The sequence below is a fragment of the Aeromonas sp. FDAARGOS 1407 genome (assembly GCF_019048725.1).
Taxonomy (GTDB): domain Bacteria; phylum Pseudomonadota; class Gammaproteobacteria; order Enterobacterales; family Aeromonadaceae; genus Aeromonas; species Aeromonas enteropelogenes.
In genome coordinates, this window is record NZ_CP077399.1 from 609,602 (window position 1) to 624,922 (window position 15,321).

Here is a 15,321-nt window from a genome sequence, read left to right on the forward strand (position 1 = left end):
CCTCATTTCAACGTCAACCTGAAACAGACATCCGCCTGTTCATCTTTCACCAGAACCAATGTCCCTCCCAGGCTGTGGGCAGACTCGCGGGCAATGGAGAGGCCCATGCCTGAGCCTTTCAGAATGCCTTGCCGTACCGTGCTACCCTGCTCGAAGGGTTCAAAAATCCGCTGCTGATCGGCCTCGGGGATCTCGGGCCCCTCATTGGCGACCACCAGCCAGTGTCCCTGCGCCTCCTCGCCAGCGCGGATCCAGATATTGCCGCCACTGGCACCATAACTGACGGCATTGGAAAACAGATTATCGAGGATCAACTGCAGCCGATAGGGCTCGGCCAGCAGGCTCACCGGCTCGGTCGGCAAGTGTACACGGATCTGCTTGGACTCCAATGCCAGCCGGTATTCGGCGACCAGCTTGTCGAGAATAGGGTTGAGCGGCACCGGCTCCAGCTCGAACACCTCCTGCTGGCTGAGGCGGTTGAAGTCGAGCAGCCGCTCGATCAGGGTCTGCAGACGGCGGCTGTTCTCGTCCAGCATCTGGCAGATCTCCAACTGATCCGGCGTGAGCGGCCCAACCACCTGTTCGCAGAGCAGATCCGATCCTTCCCGCAGCACCGCCAGCGGCGTCTTGAGCTCGTGGGAGACATGACGCAGGAATTGGTACTTCTGCTGTTCCAGCTCCTTGAGCTTGCCGTGCAACCAGACGATCCGCTCTCCCAGCAAGACCAGTTCGGCCGGCCCATCCACCGGCTCCGCATCCGGTTCAACGCCGGCCCCCAGGCTCAGAATGCGCGACTCAATCTGTCGCACCGGGTGAATAATAAGGTAGGTGAAGATCAGCACCAGCAGCAGGCTGAGCACGGCCACTACACCACTCACCCACCAGATCTCGCGGGTCAGCCCGGCGATGGTAAGGCGGACCCGATCCATCCGCTCATCAACCCGGCTGCGGGTAACCTGTTCGAGTTGCTGGCCGAGCTGATTGAAATGGACGAGCTTGTCGTTCTCCACCGCGGCCCTGGCCTGAGTCATATCCTGCAGGCTACCGAGCCACTCGATCGCCTGTTCAAGTCCGCCGTAAACATCGCTGTCGGCGATGGAGTGGCGATGCTCCGCCAGCAGCTCGCGGTAACTCGACAGCTGCTGGCGGTAGCTGGCCAAGCTCCTGATATCCCCCAGCACCACATAACGACGCAGGGTTCGCTCGATATCGATGGCCTGCGCCGTCAGCAAGGTGGCACGGCGGGTATCCTTGACTGCCCGCTCCATCTCGTCGCTGGTCAGCTTGCTGAGGTGGGAAAGAGCATTGCTGTTATGCCAGATCATGCCGCCAAGCGGCATCAGTACCAGCACAAATCCCATCAACACCACCTGCAGCAGGGAACGCGGGCGAACCTTGGCCATCATCTCTTCTCTTCATTTTCACCGGTGCGCCAGCATAGCCGCACAGCTCAAAAAACAAAACCGGCCCAAAGGCCGGTTGATGCTACGAACGAGAGCGTGATTCACGCCAGACCGACGGAGGCCACACAGATAACCAAGATCATCGCCAGCGCGCCTGCAGCCGTCAGCAGTGCCCATTTCAGTTCCACACTCATGCAAGTCTCCTTCTGCCAATCAGTGCCGGATCACAATAGATAAATCCATGTTACGTCATAGTTAATATGATAACCGTGAACTGCGTATACATTTCAGATGAGCCCAACCCAGGGAAGGTGAGCATGTTCTATCTGTGCAGCATAGGATCCAATCTCGAGCCCCACCGCCATGTCGGCCAGGCGCTGGACGAGCTGATCACCCAGTTTGGCTGGCTACAGCTAAGCTCGGTGATCCGGACCAAACCGGTGGGCATGCACTCCCGCCACGATTTTCTCAACTGCCTGTTTGTCATTGAAAGCCGGCTGGAAACCACAGTACTCAAGCAGTGGTTTGTCACCCTTGAAGTGGCCCACGGACGGGATCGCAATGACCCCCTGTGCAAGGTGCACGACCGACCGCTCGATATCGATATCCTGGCCAGCAGCCCGAACGCTGATTTTGCGACGGCCAGAGTCGATAGCTACCTGGCCCCCCTGCTGGCCGAATGGTATGGCACCGGCGAGGTACACGCCGCCAAGGTGGCGCTCTCCCTACGCAGCCCGCTGGCTGCGGGCCACGGCCATAATCAGCAGATTGGCCTGCACCCAGTCACCCTGCAGCTGGCCTCACAGGGTGGCCAGGGCACGGCCCCCATCCACCTTGATGCTAGCCCCCGTCATGTAACTGTTCTGCATCAGTAGTTGCACCGCCTGCCAGATGGGCTCAAGCCCCCCTTCACGGGCCAGCGGCGTCTTCGCCAGCACCTGCTGACGCCAGGCATCGTCATGCTCATCGAGAAACAGGATGGGGCCGGGCTCTATGGTATTGACCCGCACGGCCGGCGCCAGCTCGCGGGCAAAACTCATGGCGAGCGAATGGGCTCCCGCCTTGGTGGCCACATAGCTGGCAAAATGCGGGGGCGGGGCATGGATGTAGATATCCGTGATATGGATGATGCTGGCGTTGTCGTTGCGCGCCAGCTGGGGCGCCAGTGCCCGGTTGAGCTGGAAGGGGGCCGCCATGTGCACCCGGTAGTACTGTTCGAACTGGGCCAGCTGTGCGGCAGGATCTGCCGCCTGGGGCTCGAAGGCCGAGGCGTTGTGGATCACCAGCCCCAGATCGCGGTGGGTGGCCAGCACCTCAATCAGTCGGCTGACCTCCTCCTCACAGCCAAAGTCCGCCTGCACCAGTTCGACCCCGAGTTCGCGCAGCCGCGCCAGTTCGGGCCGCTCGCTGCGATAACTGCCGGTCACCCGCCATCCCGCCGCCACCAGTTGTTCGCACAGATAGAAGCCGAGTCGCCGACCACAGCCCGTTACCAATGCCCTCATAAGATCTCCTCTTCCATGAATACCCCGGCAATCCCACCGCTTCAGCAGCCATTTCCGCTGCCTATCAATCCCTGCGGTACAAGCCATTGGCGCACCGCCCCACGGCTCCGCCATAGTAGCCCCCATGCACACCAAGGGAGCCACCACCATGCTGAAAGTTCACCATCATATGAGCCGCCTGACTCATTCGCTCACCGCCGGACTGAGCCTGGCCGAAGCGCTCGATCGCCTGCATCACTCGGGCCTGAGCGGCCTGCCGGTGCTGGACGACGAGAAGCAGCTGATCGGCTTTCTGTCAGAGCAGGACTGCATTCCCAGCCTGCTCACCGGCAGCTACCACTGCGATACCCACACCCGGGTGGAAGACATGATGAACCGGGCACCGCTTTCGGTGGGCCCAGACGAGAGCATACTGGAGCTGGCACGCCAGATGACGGGAGCCAAACCCAAGATCTACCCCGTGCTGCAGCAGGGCAAGGTGATCGGCATCATCAGCCGTCGCCAGGTCATGCAGGCCCTCAACCAGCAGCTCAAAGTCTGCCAGCAGACCTAAAGACAGCCGGCAAGTTGGCGCAACTCCAGTGGCTGCGCCAACCATCCCTTCTAAATCTGGTAACGCCCCTTGTCACCGATGTCGAAGTGCAGGGGCATTCGCCACTTGGCCAGCGCCAGCAGAGTTAACAAGGCCCCGCTGACCAGCGCTGCCAGGGCAGCGGCCCACTCCAGCCGACCCCACTCCAGCAACCATAACAGCGGTAGCAACACGGGCACCAACCTGATCCCCGGGATGGCGAAGCAGAACTGCTCCTTGAATGCCAAACCTGAGAGGGTGGCCAGTGCCGCTCCCAGCACCAGAGCATCCGGCGCCCCCAGCGCGGCGAACGCCAGCGCTCCCCAGCCAAACCCTTGCAGCATCAGACGGATACGCTTGTCATAGAGATGGATGGAGAAACTGCAAAGCGCACTGGCCAGTGCCAGCAGGCTCAACCAGCTGGCTGGCGCAATCGGCTCGATACCGCTCAGCAGCGATGCCCCGCGCCCGAGCAGTAGCAAGGCTGCACCACTCAGGCCGATGCGGTAGAGCAGCACCGTCAGCTTGTCGACACCATCGAGCGGGCTTTCGATTTCAGGGTTTGCCATGCGGGATCACCTCTTTACACCTTATAAACCAATATACTGGGAGCAGGCCCCCAACATCATCTTCCTGAGGGGTCAGGAGGCATAGTGTGCGCGTGATCCCCCTGCTGTGGCTACTCTTCCCGCTCTGGCTTAACGCCAGAGAGCTGGTGATCTGCGGCACTCTGGAAGCCCCGCTCAAGTTCATGAATGCCGCCGGGCAGCCGCAGGGGCTCGATATCGACATAGTGACCGCCATCTTTGGCAAGCTTGGGCTCCCCATCAAGATAGAACTGACCGACTCCGGTGCCCGTCTCACCCGCAATGCCGAGAGCGGTGTCTGCGATGTGGTGATGACCCACTCCTACAAGCCTGAACGAGAGAGCTATCTGCTCTATCCGCAGCAGGCGCACCTGCGCCACAGCTGGCACTTTTTTGTGCGCAAGAGCGATCTGCTGACGATCCGTTATGAAACCCTGGCCGACCTCAAACCCTGGCGCATCGGCGTCACCAAAGACTTCTCCTACACCCCCGAACTGGCCGCCGCCATGGCAGACCCAAGCTATCACTTCCAGGAGGTCACCATGAACCAGTTGCAACTGCGCAAGCTGATCGCCAATCGCATTGATGTCGTCCCCATGCCGCTGGTCACCGCCTTCGCCCAGATCCATGAGGAGAAACTCGGCGCTCTGGTGGATTACCTGCCAAGGCCCCTCAAGAGCAGCCCCTACTTCAATACCTGGACCCGTGCCCGCGCCGACGCACAGACCCCTGCCCAGATGGCCGCCTATGATAGAGAACTGCTGCACATGAAGCGGGATGGCCGCCTCAAAGCCCTCTACAACAAGTACGGCATCCCCTATATCGAGCCCTGATCCCGGCCAACCTGCTTCATCAGGGCTTCACATCCCGCAGGATACGGTTTTGCCGTGAAATCAGGGTTTCGCACGGGAGAGGGATCTCTACGCCCCTCTCATGCAACCCGACTCAAGGCTTCACGTCCCGCAGAATGGGGTTTTGCAGCGAAATGAGCGTTTCTGTGGACTGGATCTCGTCAATGGTCTGGATCTTGTTGATCAGCACGATCTGCAGCTCATCGATGGAGCGGGTCATCACCTTCATGAAGATGCTGTAGTGACCCGTGGTGTAGTAGGCCTCCACCACCTCGTCCAGCGCCTGCAGCTTGGCCAGGGCCGACGGGTAGTCCTTGGCGCTCTTGAGGTTGATCCCGATAAAGCAGCAGACGTCATAGCCGAGCTTCTTGGGGTTCACCTGCACTCGGGTGCCCTCGATGATCCCCGCCTGCTTCATCTTCTCCACCCGCACATGAATGGTGCCCGGGCTGACCGCCAGTTGCTTGGCCAATTCGGCGTATGGGATCCGCGCATTGTCCATCAATGCGGTGAGGATGGCCTGATCGAGATTATCGATCCGATAATTTTCCGGCACTTTTTTCTACTCCCGTTGACGATCTTTCATTAAAAACCGGCATATTTTGAAGAAAAAAACACACAAAGCCTATTTTTATTATCGAATATTGAATTTAGCTTGCTGACTGTTGAAGAATCACCACATCCAACGGGGTTTGAAACAGGAATTCAGCAATGAAACAGCACTACATTCGCAGCCAACAGCAGATCTGCTTCGTCAAGGAGATGTTCTCTCGCCAACTCGCCCAACAGCTGGGTCTGATGGAGGTGCAAGCCCCCATCCTGAGCCGGGTCGGTGACGGTACCCAGGACAACCTGTCCGGCAGCGAGAATGCAGTGCAGGTCAAGGTGAAGACTCTGCCGGAGCACAGCTACGAGGTGGTGCACTCCCTGGCCAAATGGAAGCGCCAGACCCTGGGTCGCTTCGGTTTCGCGCCAGGCGAAGGGATCTACACCCACATGAAGGCCCTGCGCCCGGACGAAGACAGACTCAGCCCCATCCACTCCGTCTATGTGGATCAGTGGGACTGGGAGAAGGTGATGCCGAGCGAGCGCCGCGATCTGGCCTATCTGCAGGAAACCGTGCGCGGCATCTGGGCCGCCATCAAGGCCACCGAGCGCGCCGTCTGTGCCGAGCACGAACTGACCCCCTTCCTGCCGAGCGAAATTCAGTTCCTCCACAGCGAAGAGTTGCTGACCCGCTACCCGGATCTCGATGCCAAGGGGCGCGAGCGAGCCATCGCCAAGGAGCTGGGTGCCGTGTTCCTGATCGGCATCGGCGGAGCCCTCTCCCACGGTGAGCGCCACGACGTGCGCGCCCCGGACTACGACGACTGGAGCAGCCACAGTGAACTGGGTCTGGCGGGTCTGAACGGCGACATCCTGGTGTGGAACCCGGTGCTGGAAGACAGCTTCGAGATCTCTTCCATGGGGATCCGGGTAGACGCCGAGGCGCTGCGCCGTCAGCTCGCCATCACTGGCGACGAGGATCGCCTGCAGTACGACTGGCACCAGGATCTGCTGGCAGAGCGGATGCCCCAGACCATCGGCGGCGGTATCGGCCAATCCCGTCTGGCCATGTTGTTGCTGCAAAAGGAACATATCGGTCAGGTGCAGGTTGGTGTCTGGCCGGCCGAGATGAAGGCAGCCGTTCAGGGCATGCTGTAACGAATGGAGTGCGTCCGGCCGAGTGAACCGGACGCAGCAAAAGTGTGGCGGTGCGGACTGAGCGAGCGCAGTCCGGGCAGGCTGTAAGCAGAGCGGCCATCCTGTCCCTCTGCGAAACCGGGGCTAGCCCCTGCGACCCGCTCAACCCACGTCAGGTCGCATTGAATACATTCCTCCCGGCAATCCTAGGATTGCCGTTTTTTTATTTCCATTTCATGGATATGACAACGCCAGCCCGAGGGCTGGCGTTGTAAACACGGACAAAGGAGAGGTTACTGACTCATGGTCAAGCCGTTGCTGTCGGCTCCAAGCACCAGCTTCTTGCCCGGAACGATGCGGCCGGAGAGCAGCGCCTGGGCCAGCGGGTTCTCCACCTTGTGCTGGATCGCCCGCTTGAGGGGACGCGCCCCGTAGACGGGGTCGAACCCGGCGTGAACCAGCTTGGTCAGCAGCTCCTCGGTCACCTCCACCTCGTAACCCTGGGCCTCCAGGCGGCCCATCAGGCTCTTGAGCTGGATGCGAGCGATGGACTTGATGTGCTCCTCGCCGAGGGGGTGGAACACCACGGTCTCGTCGATCCGGTTGATGAACTCGGGACGGAAGCTGCGGGTCAGCACCTCCATCAGCATGCCCTTCATCTCGTCGTAGTCCTTCTCGCTGTGGTGCTCCTGGATAAGATCCGAGCCGAGGTTCGAGGTCATGATCACCACGGTATTGCGGAAGTCCACGGTGCGACCCTGACCATCGGTCAGGCGACCGTCATCCAGCACCTGCAGCAAGATGTTGAACACATCCGGATGAGCCTTCTCCACCTCATCCAGCAGGATCACCGAATAGGGGCGACGGCGCACCGCCTCGGTGAGATAACCCCCCTCCTCGTAACCCACGTATCCCGGAGGCGCGCCTACCAGACGGGCCACGCTGTGTTTCTCCATGAACTCCGACATGTCGATCCGCACCATGGCATCCTGGGTATCGAACAGGAACTCGGCCAGCGCCTTGCACAGCTCGGTCTTGCCCACCCCGGTGGGGCCGAGGAACAGGAAGGAGCCGATGGGACGGTTCGGGTCAGACAGCCCGGCGCGGGAGCGGCGGATGGCGTTGGAGACGGCGTCCACCGCCTCCTCCTGGCCGATCACCCGGCTATGCAGCTGATCTTCCATCCGCAGCAGCTTCTCCCGCTCCCCTTCCAGCATGCGGGCGACCGGAATGCCGGTCCAGCGCGCCAGCACGTCTGCGATCTCCACGTCGGTGACCCGGTTGCGCAGCAGGCTGGTCTCCTGCATCTCCGCCTGGGTGGCGAGATCGAGCTGTTTCTCCAGCTCGGGGATGCGACCGTACTGCAGCTCGGACATGCGGCCCAGATCCCCGGCGCGACGTGCCACCTCCAGATCCTGACGGGCCTGCTCCAGCGCCGCCTTGATGTGCTGGGTGCCGGCGAGGGCGGCCTTCTCGGCCTTCCACACCTCTTCCAGCTCGTTGTATTCCCTATCCTTTTCGCCGATCTCCTGATTGATGAGCTCCAGCCGCTTGCGGCTGGCGTCGTCGTCCTCCTTCATCAGCGCCTGCTGTTCGAGTTTCAGCTGGATGATGCGCCGCTCGAGACGATCGAGAGACTCGGGCTTGGAGTCGATCTGCAGCCGGATGCTGGCTGCGGCCTCGTCGATGAGGTCAATGGCCTTGTCCGGCAGCTGGCGATCCGCGATATAGCGGTGCGACAGCTGGGCCGCCGCCACGATGGCAGGGTCGGTGATCTGCACATGGTGGTGCAGCTCATAACGCTCTTTCAGGCCGCGCAGGATGGCGATGGTGTCCTCCACGCTCGGCTCCTCCACCAGCACCTTCTGGAAGCGACGCTCGAGGGCGGCATCCTTCTCGATGAACTGGCGATACTCATCCAGGGTGGTGGCCCCGACGCAGTGCAGCTCGCCACGGGCCAACGCGGGTTTCAGCATGTTGCCCGCGTCCATGGCCCCTTCGCCCTTGCCGGCACCGACCATGGTGTGCAGCTCGTCGATGAAGAGGATGACGTTGCCCTCTTCCTTGGCCAGATCGTTCAGCACGGCCTTGAGCCGCTCCTCGAACTCGCCGCGGTACTTGGCACCGGCCACCAGGGCCCCCATGTCGAGCGACAATACCCGTTTGTTCTTGAGCCCTTCCGGCACTTCGCCGTTGACAATGCGCTGGGCCAGCCCCTCGACGATGGCGGTCTTGCCGACACCGGGGGCGCCGATCAGCACCGGGTTGTTCTTGGTGCGGCGCTGCAGCACCTGGATGGTGCGGCGAATTTCGTCATCGCGGCCGATCACCGGGTCGAGCTTGCCGATCTCGGCCCGCTCGGTGAGATCGATGGTGTACTTCTCCAGCGCTTGGCGGTTCTCCTCGGCGTTGGCGTCGTCCACCTTCTTGCCCCCGCGCACCTTGTCGATGGCGGCTTCCAGTTTCTCCTTGGTCAGCCCCTGGGCGCGCAGCAGCTCGCCGAGGGTCCCCTTCTCGTCGAGGGCCGCCAGCACAAAGAGTTCGGACGAGATGAACTGATCCTTGCGCTGCTGGGCCAGCTTGTCACAGACGTTGAGCAGCCGGCCGAGGCCATTGGACAGTTGCACATCCCCTTCCACACCGCTGACGCGGGGCAGGCGATCGAGCTCTTCACCCAGGCGCGAGCGCAGGGCATTGATATCCATCCCGGTCAGGGTCAGCAGCGGACGAATAGAACCGCCATCCTGGTTGACCAGGGCAGACATCAGATGGACGGGTTCGATAAATTGGTGGTCACGACCCAGTGCCAGAGACTGGGCATCGGAAATAGCAATCTGGAATTTGCTGGTCAGGCGATCGAGGCGCATTGCACTCCCCCTTCAAACAGACGCCGCGTGCGCGGCAAACAACATAACTTTCTGAGATGAAAGATGAGGCCCGTACGGGCTATTTCAAGGGGCAGGAGTGGTTATTTTTTCTGCAAACAAGGGATTGGCAGGATCCCGGCCCCCTCATGAGGAGGGAACCGGTAACGCTTTACTCGGCGAGCCAGATAATCGAGGCCATGCGGCCGGTCTGGCCGTCACGACGGTAGGAGTAGAATTGCTCCCCGTCGTTGAAGGTGCAGTACTCACCGCCATAGACGGCGGTCACGCCGGCACGGGCGAGGCGCAGTCGGGCCAGCTGGTAGATATCCGCCAGCCACTTGCCTGCGTTGGCTGAAGGGGTAAAGGCGTTCACCGCCTCAACCTGCTCCGCTATAAAGGCCTCGCGCACTTCGCCACCTACCTCGAACGCTTGCGGGCCGATGGCCGGGCCGAGCCAGGCCAGGATCTCGGCAGGCTCGCAGCCCATGGCATTGATGCTCGCCTCCAGCACACCGGCATGCAGTCCGCGCCAGCCGGCATGGGCGGCGGCCACCCGGGAGCCGGCACGATCGCAGAACAGCACCGGCAGGCAGTCGGCTGTCATCACGATACAGGCCAGCCCCGCCTCATGGGCACAGGCGGCGTCAGCATCTGGCGCACTCTCATACTGATGGCTGACCGGATGAACGACGATACCATGCACCTGGTTGAGCCAGTTCAGTGGCCCGGGGATCACGGCTTCCTGTTGCAGGCGGGCCCGATTGGCCTCGACCAGTGCCATTTCATCGCCAACATGGGCCCCCAGGTTGAGACCGGCGAAGACCCCTTCGCTCAATCCCCCGTCCCGGGTGGTCGAGAGGGCCCGGACATGGGCCGGTGCCGGCCAGTCGGGTTCAATCCATTTCATCTGTGGCTCCTTTTGCATTCATTCATATAAAAACGGGGCCCCTGGCTACAAGTCAAGGGGCCCCGTTTTGGCAGGAGGCGGCACGACAATCGGCGTCAGCCCGTCCCCGCCCTCTGCATCATTTCCAGACCAGCTCGTCCGGGTTGGCCAGGGTGTCGGCGCGCAGCACTTCCATCAACTCCACCATGTCCTGGGGCGTGGGAGAGTGCCATTGCATCACCTCACCGGTGATGGGGTGGGCCAGCTGCAGCATGGTGGCGTGCAGGGCCTGACGGTGGAAGTTGCGCAGTGCCTGAGTCAGTTCCGGGGTGGCGTTGCGCAACGGGCGCAGACGACCACCGTAAGCCGGATCGCCCACCAGCGGGTGCTTGATGTGGGCCATGTGCACACGGATCTGGTGGGTACGACCGGTTTCCAGACGCAGACGCAGACGGGTGTGGCCACGGAACTTCTCGTGCACCCGGTAGTGGGTGACGGAGGGGCGGCCATTGGGCACCACAGCCATATGGGTACGCTGGGTCGGGTGACGGCCGATGGGCGCATCGACGGTGCCGCCGGCGGTCATGTGACCGATGGCGATCGCCTCGTATTCACGGGTGATCTGGCGCGCCTGCAGCGCTTCCACCAGGTGGGTCTGGGCCGGTACCGTCTTGGCCACTACCATCAGGCCGGTGGTGTCTTTATCCAGACGGTGCACGATGCCGGCACGGGGCACCTCGGCGATGCCGGGGTAACGGTGCAGCAGGGCATTGAGGATGGTGCCATCCGGCGTGCCTGCACCCGGGTGAACCACCAGGCCGGCCGGCTTGTCGATCACCAGAATGTGTTCATCTTCATAGACGATGTTGAGCTCGATATCCTGCGCATCGAAGCGGGTATCGTCTGCCAGTTCGACATTCACATGCACCTTCTGCCCGGCCAGAATTTTCTCGCGCGGGGTGTTGGCAACCTGACCATCCAGGGTCACTCTGTCCTGTAAAATCCACTCCTTGATACGGGTACGGGAGTAGTCTGGAAACATTTCAGCCAGGGCCTGATCGAGTCGCTGCCCGAATTGGTGATCCTGGAATTCGCCTGTCAGTTCAATATGCTGGCTCATGTAAGGTCTCTTGAGCGGAGGGGTGTTAATTCGAAATAATCCGGGTATTCTAGCTTTTCTTTTAGCCAAGCATAACGGATACTTTGCCAATTTCGTGGAAATGGACCGGATGTTGTTGATGGGAAAGAAGTCTCACCTGCTGATGTCGCTCGCCTTGGTCGCTACCTTGATCACAGGCTGTTCCAGCACCAAACCCAAGGTACCCGACGAGCCGCCGGAGACCCTGTACCAGAAAGCACGGCTGAAACTGGACGTGGGCAACTACGTGCAGGCCACCGAATTGCTGGAAGCGCTGGACTCGCGCTATCCGTTCGGTGCCTACTCCAACCAGGTGCAGCTCGACCTCATCTATGCCTACTACAAGCAGGATGACACCGCCCAGGCGATCGCCAATATCGACCGCTTCATCCGTCTGAATCCGGCGCACAAGAACATCGATTACGTCTTCTATATGCGCGGTCTGACCAACATGGCGGCGGACTACAACTTCTTCCAGGACATGTTCGGGATCGACCGGGACGATAAGGACCCGGCCTATGCCCGTCAGGCATTCCAGGACTTCAAGACCCTGCTGCAGAACTACCCCAATAGCCAGTACGCCGCCGATGCCCGTGCCCGCATGGTCGGTCTGAAGAACCGTCTGGCCCGCTACGACCTGAGCGTCGCCGAGTACTATGTGAAGCGCGATGCCCTGGTAGCCGCCGCCAACCGGGCCAAGCAGGTCGTCGAGACCTACCCCGACACCGCCGAAACCGAAAAAGCACTGGAGATCATGGTCAAGGCCTACGACACCCTGAACATGCCTACCCTGGCCAAACACGCCCGGGAAGTGCTGGCGGAAAACTATCCGAAGAATCGTCTCGGCCGCAGCTGAGCAGCAAGCGTCCAATGAAAAACCGGAGCCAATGGCCCCGGTTTTTTTATGGGTGATGGTCATCAGGAGTCGTCCTTCCAGCCAGAAAGACAAGCCTTACTTGGCGACATTGCCCGCCACGTTGAGCACATCCCAGGTACGGGAGAAGGGCGGCGCGTAGGCAAAGTCGAGCATGCCAAGCTGCTCCGTGGTGACTCCCATGGTGATGGCGACCGCCAGGGCGTCAATGCGGTGCACCGCCCCCTTGCGACCCAGGATCTGGCCTCCCAGCAGCCGCTTGCTGCCCGCTTCATAGACCAGCTTGACGTGGATGTCGGACTGGCCCGGGCAGTAGTTGGTGTGGCACTTGTCCTTGATCACCACGGTGCGATAGTCAATGCCAAGCTGCTGCGCCTCTTTCTCGGAGAGACCGGTACGCCCCGCCTCCAGTCCCAGCACCTGAAGTGCGGCCGAGCCCAGGGTGCCCGGGAAGCTCTGCTCGGCGCCCGCTAGGTTCTCCCCCACCATGCGGCCCAGCTTGTTGGCGATGGTGGCAAGCGGCACATAGACCTGCTGCTGTTTCACGCTGTGCCAGACGCTGGCGCAGTCACCGGCGGCCCAGACGTTTGGCAGCGAGGTACGGCCCTGGCGATCCACCTCGATGGCGCCATTACCCAGACGCGCGATGCCGGTGTCGGCCAGAAACTCGGTGTTGGGCTTGACCCCGGTGCAGACCACCACGATATCGGCCTCGTACTCGCCATGGCTGGTGCGCACACCGGTCACCCGGCCCTCTCCCAGCAGTGCTTCTACCCGCTCGCCGAGATGGAGGGAGACCCCCTGTTCGCGCAGCTCGGTTTCGATATGCCGAGTGATATCCTCATCAAATGCCTCCGGGATAACCCGCTCGGCCAGCTCGATGAGACGCACTTCCTTGCCCTGATGGACCAGCGCCTCGACCACCTCTAGCCCGATAAAGCCGGATCCGATCACCAGGGCACGGGTGTTGGCCTTGTCCTGCACGGCGGCCTTGAGCGCCAGCCCGTCGGCCATCCGGCGCAGGCCGAATACACCTTGCTGCTGCAGACCGGAAATGGGAGGCATCACCTCGCGAGCACCGGTGGCGATCATCAGGCGATCGTAACGGTCGCTGAAGGTGTCGCCCTTGTGCTCCACCAGCAGGGTCTGGGTTGCAGCATCGACGCTCAGCACCCGGTGGCCGGTCTTGACCTCGATCCCCTTGGCGGCGAACTGCGCCGGAGTGAATTCGGCCATGTAGCCCGGCTCCTGGAACTCGTCCCCCACGAAGTAGGGCAGGCCGCAGGCGCCGAAGGAGATCACCTCGGAGGCCTCGTAGACGACGATTTCGGCATCCTTTGCCAGGCGGCGAGCCTTGGCCGCCGCGCTCATACCGGCGGCTTCACCACCGATGATCAGGATTCTCATGCTATTTCCTCGCAATGACGCAGGGAGGGCGAACCCTCCCTGTGATGGATGGCGGGAAGGCTTCCCCTTCCCCGCGGCGGATCAGATGGTGGACTCTTCGCCGTCCAGGCTCACTTCATGGTCGCTATTGAACACCGCCATGTCGGTCTGCCCCAGCACGCGACTGGTGATGGTCCCGGCGGTGATGGAGCCGGAGACGTTGAGGGCGGTGCGGCCCATGTCGATCAGCGGCTCGATGGAGATGAGCAAGCCCGCCAGCGCGACCGGGAAATCCAGGGCGGAGAGCACGATCAGCGCGGCGAAGGTGGCGCCGCCGCCGATCCCCGCTACCCCGAAGGAGCTGACGGTAATGATGGCGATGAGCGTCATGATGAAACCGGGATCCAGGGGGTCAATCCCCACGGTCGGCGCTATCATCACCGCCAGCATGGCCGGGTAGATGCCGGCGCAGCCGTTCTGACCGATGGTGGAACCGAAGGAGGCGGCAAAGTTGGCGATCCCCTCCGGAATACCCAGCGACTTGGTCTGGGTCTGCACGTTCATCGGGATGGAGCCCGCACTGGTGCGCGAGGTGAAGGCAAACGCCAGCACCGGGGTGATCTTCTTCAGGTAGCGCATCGGGTTGATGCCGACCAGGCTCACCAGCAGCAGGTGCACGGCGAACATGATGGCGATGGCGCCGTAGGAGGCGAGCACGAAGTTGAGCAGGTTCAGGATGTCGGCATAGTTGGAGCCGGACACCACCTTGGTCATCAGGGCCAGCACGCCAAACGGGGTCAGACGCAGTACCAGGGTCACCATGCGCATCACGATGGCGTGAGCCACGGCGATGAAGTGGCTGAAGCTCTCGAAGATCTCCGGTTTCTTGCGGGCGATGCCGGTGGCCGACAGGCCGATGAAGATGGAGAAGATCACCACGGCGATGGTGGAGGTCTTGCGCGCCCCCGTCATGTCGAGGAAGGGGTTGGCCGGGATAAACTCCAGCACCATCTTGGCAAACGACATGCTTTCAACCGAGCCCAGGGTGGTCTGCAACGCAGCACCACGGGCGCTCTCGGCGGCCCCGGCGGTCAGCCCTTCGGCGGTCAGACCGAACAGGTTGGACATCAGGATGCCCGCCCCGGCGGCGATCATGGTGGTGAAGATCAGCACTCCTATGGTCATGGCGCTGATCTTGCCAAGGGCGGTGCCGCCATTGAGCTTGAGGATGGCGCTGATGATGGAGACCATGATGAGCGGAATGATGATCATCTGCAGCAGCTTCACATAGCCGCTGCCGACGATATCCAGATAGTCGATGGTCTGGGTAATCACTCCCGACCCCGTGCCGTAGAGCAGTTGCAGGGCCGCCCCGAACAGGATACCGAGCCCCAGGCCCGCGAAGACCCGGCGAGTGAAGCTCACGTGTTTTTGCTGCAACCGGTAGAGGAAGAGCAGCAAGAGGGCCGCAATGGCCAGATTGCCGATAACGCTAAGTGTCATGTGATGACTCCCCAAAAAGCGGGCCGTGCCCGAGAAACGAGAGCAGGCCTCATGCCTGCCCTGGCAA

At 61.6% G+C, this 15,321-nt stretch carries 15 protein-coding genes; 5 read left to right on the forward strand and 10 right to left on the reverse strand.

Annotated features, from left to right (window positions below; all coding sequences use genetic code 11):
• Positions 1-2: 2 nt before the first annotated feature.
• Positions 3-1,403: an ATP-binding protein gene (locus I6L37_RS02945; protein WP_042072622.1), complete on the reverse strand. Its 1,401-nt coding sequence runs from the start codon at positions 1,401-1,403 to the stop codon at positions 3-5.
• A gap of 101 nt (positions 1,404-1,504) precedes the next feature.
• Positions 1,505-1,597 (reverse strand): YnhF family membrane protein, encoded by a 93-nt coding sequence (locus I6L37_RS02950; RefSeq protein ID WP_124239460.1) that lies wholly within the window; start codon positions 1,595-1,597, stop codon positions 1,505-1,507.
• Positions 1,598-1,720: 123 nt separating this feature from the next.
• On the opposite strand from I6L37_RS02950, the gene I6L37_RS02955 reads away from it, so the two are divergent.
• Positions 1,721-2,278, forward strand: coding sequence for a 2-amino-4-hydroxy-6-hydroxymethyldihydropteridine diphosphokinase (locus tag I6L37_RS02955; protein WP_216993231.1), 558 nt, complete (start codon positions 1,721-1,723; stop codon positions 2,276-2,278).
• Here the strand turns inward: I6L37_RS02955 and I6L37_RS02960 are convergent.
• Positions 2,204-2,908, reverse strand: a complete 705-nt coding sequence (locus I6L37_RS02960) for an SDR family NAD(P)-dependent oxidoreductase (protein ID WP_216993232.1) — start codon at positions 2,906-2,908, stop codon at positions 2,204-2,206. The genes I6L37_RS02955 and I6L37_RS02960 overlap by 75 nt on opposite strands.
• A 148-nt stretch (positions 2,909-3,056) precedes the next feature.
• On the opposite strand from I6L37_RS02960, the gene I6L37_RS02965 reads away from it, so the two are divergent.
• Positions 3,057-3,461: a CBS domain-containing protein gene (locus I6L37_RS02965; RefSeq protein ID WP_216993233.1), complete on the forward strand. Its 405-nt coding sequence runs from the start codon at positions 3,057-3,059 to the stop codon at positions 3,459-3,461.
• Positions 3,462-3,511: 50 nt separating this feature from the next.
• On the opposite strand, the gene I6L37_RS02970 is transcribed toward I6L37_RS02965, so the two are convergent.
• On the reverse strand, positions 3,512-4,048 hold the full coding sequence (locus I6L37_RS02970; RefSeq protein WP_026457418.1) for a DUF2301 domain-containing membrane protein: 537 nt from the start codon (positions 4,046-4,048) through the stop codon (positions 3,512-3,514).
• A gap of 86 nt (positions 4,049-4,134) precedes the next feature.
• Here I6L37_RS02970 and I6L37_RS02975 point away from each other — a divergent pair, with 86 nt between their 5' ends.
• On the forward strand, positions 4,135-4,899 hold the full coding sequence (locus I6L37_RS02975; RefSeq protein ID WP_216993234.1) for an ABC transporter substrate-binding protein: 765 nt from the start codon (positions 4,135-4,137) through the stop codon (positions 4,897-4,899).
• A 112-nt stretch (positions 4,900-5,011) separates the two neighbouring features.
• Here I6L37_RS02975 and asnC read toward each other — a convergent pair whose 3' ends face one another.
• Complete coding sequence (asnC, locus tag I6L37_RS02980) at positions 5,012-5,473, reverse strand: transcriptional regulator AsnC (protein ID WP_042025306.1); 462 nt, start codon at positions 5,471-5,473, stop codon at positions 5,012-5,014.
• A 155-nt stretch (positions 5,474-5,628) separates the two neighbouring features.
• Between asnC and asnA the strand changes: the two genes are divergently transcribed.
• Positions 5,629-6,621 carry an aspartate--ammonia ligase gene (gene asnA / locus I6L37_RS02985; protein WP_216993235.1) on the forward strand — a complete coding sequence of 331 codons (993 nt, stop codon included), beginning with the start codon at positions 5,629-5,631 and terminating at the stop codon, positions 6,619-6,621.
• 272 nt (positions 6,622-6,893) lie between these two features.
• On the opposite strand, the gene clpB is transcribed toward asnA, so the two are convergent.
• From clpB to rluD, 3 genes are all read right to left on the reverse strand, one after another.
• On the reverse strand, positions 6,894-9,467 hold the full coding sequence (clpB, locus tag I6L37_RS02990) for an ATP-dependent chaperone ClpB (RefSeq protein ID WP_216993236.1): 2,574 nt from the start codon (positions 9,465-9,467) through the stop codon (positions 6,894-6,896).
• A gap of 169 nt (positions 9,468-9,636) precedes the next feature.
• Positions 9,637-10,374, reverse strand: a complete 738-nt coding sequence (pgeF, locus tag I6L37_RS02995) for a peptidoglycan editing factor PgeF (RefSeq protein ID WP_216993237.1) — start codon at positions 10,372-10,374, stop codon at positions 9,637-9,639.
• Positions 10,375-10,492: 118 nt separating this feature from the next.
• Positions 10,493-11,473, reverse strand: coding sequence for a 23S rRNA pseudouridine(1911/1915/1917) synthase RluD (gene rluD / locus I6L37_RS03000; RefSeq protein ID WP_042072517.1), 981 nt, complete (start codon positions 11,471-11,473; stop codon positions 10,493-10,495).
• A gap of 118 nt (positions 11,474-11,591) precedes the next feature.
• Here rluD and I6L37_RS03005 point away from each other — a divergent pair, with 118 nt between their 5' ends.
• Entirely contained in the window at positions 11,592-12,347 is a 756-nt protein-coding gene (locus I6L37_RS03005; RefSeq protein ID WP_042025307.1) for an outer membrane protein assembly factor BamD, read from the forward strand.
• A 96-nt stretch (positions 12,348-12,443) separates the two neighbouring features.
• Here I6L37_RS03005 and I6L37_RS03010 read toward each other — a convergent pair whose 3' ends face one another.
• Positions 12,444-13,772 carry a CoA-disulfide reductase gene (locus I6L37_RS03010; RefSeq protein WP_216993238.1) on the reverse strand — a complete coding sequence of 443 codons (1,329 nt, stop codon included), beginning with the start codon at positions 13,770-13,772 and terminating at the stop codon, positions 12,444-12,446.
• A gap of 81 nt (positions 13,773-13,853) precedes the next feature.
• Complete coding sequence (locus I6L37_RS03015; RefSeq protein ID WP_026455966.1) at positions 13,854-15,254, reverse strand: L-cystine transporter; 1,401 nt, start codon at positions 15,252-15,254, stop codon at positions 13,854-13,856.
• Between the last annotated feature and the right edge of the window lie 67 nt (positions 15,255-15,321).

Coding starts and splice junctions, on each gene's coding strand:
- pgeF (WP_216993237.1), bottom strand. CDS start 10,374: ATGAAATGGATTGAACCCGACTGGCCGGCACCGGCCCATGTCCGGGCC.
- I6L37_RS02945 (WP_042072622.1), bottom strand. CDS start 1,403: ATGGCCAAGGTTCGCCCGCGTTCCCTGCTGCAGGTGGTGTTGATGGGA.
- I6L37_RS03005 (WP_042025307.1), top strand. CDS start 11,592: ATGGGAAAGAAGTCTCACCTGCTGATGTCGCTCGCCTTGGTCGCTACC.
- I6L37_RS02965 (WP_216993233.1), top strand. CDS start 3,057: ATGCTGAAAGTTCACCATCATATGAGCCGCCTGACTCATTCGCTCACC.
- I6L37_RS02955 (WP_216993231.1), top strand. CDS start 1,721: ATGTTCTATCTGTGCAGCATAGGATCCAATCTCGAGCCCCACCGCCAT.
- I6L37_RS03010 (WP_216993238.1), bottom strand. CDS start 13,772: ATGAGAATCCTGATCATCGGTGGTGAAGCCGCCGGTATGAGCGCGGCG.
- I6L37_RS02950 (WP_124239460.1), bottom strand. CDS start 1,597: ATGAGTGTGGAACTGAAATGGGCACTGCTGACGGCTGCAGGCGCGCTG.
- I6L37_RS02970 (WP_026457418.1), bottom strand. CDS start 4,048: ATGGCAAACCCTGAAATCGAAAGCCCGCTCGATGGTGTCGACAAGCTG.
- clpB (WP_216993236.1), bottom strand. CDS start 9,467: ATGCGCCTCGATCGCCTGACCAGCAAATTCCAGATTGCTATTTCCGAT.
- I6L37_RS03015 (WP_026455966.1), bottom strand. CDS start 15,254: ATGACACTTAGCGTTATCGGCAATCTGGCCATTGCGGCCCTCTTGCTG.
- I6L37_RS02960 (WP_216993232.1), bottom strand. CDS start 2,908: ATGAGGGCATTGGTAACGGGCTGTGGTCGGCGACTCGGCTTCTATCTG.
- rluD (WP_042072517.1), bottom strand. CDS start 11,473: ATGAGCCAGCATATTGAACTGACAGGCGAATTCCAGGATCACCAATTC.
- asnA (WP_216993235.1), top strand. CDS start 5,629: ATGAAACAGCACTACATTCGCAGCCAACAGCAGATCTGCTTCGTCAAG.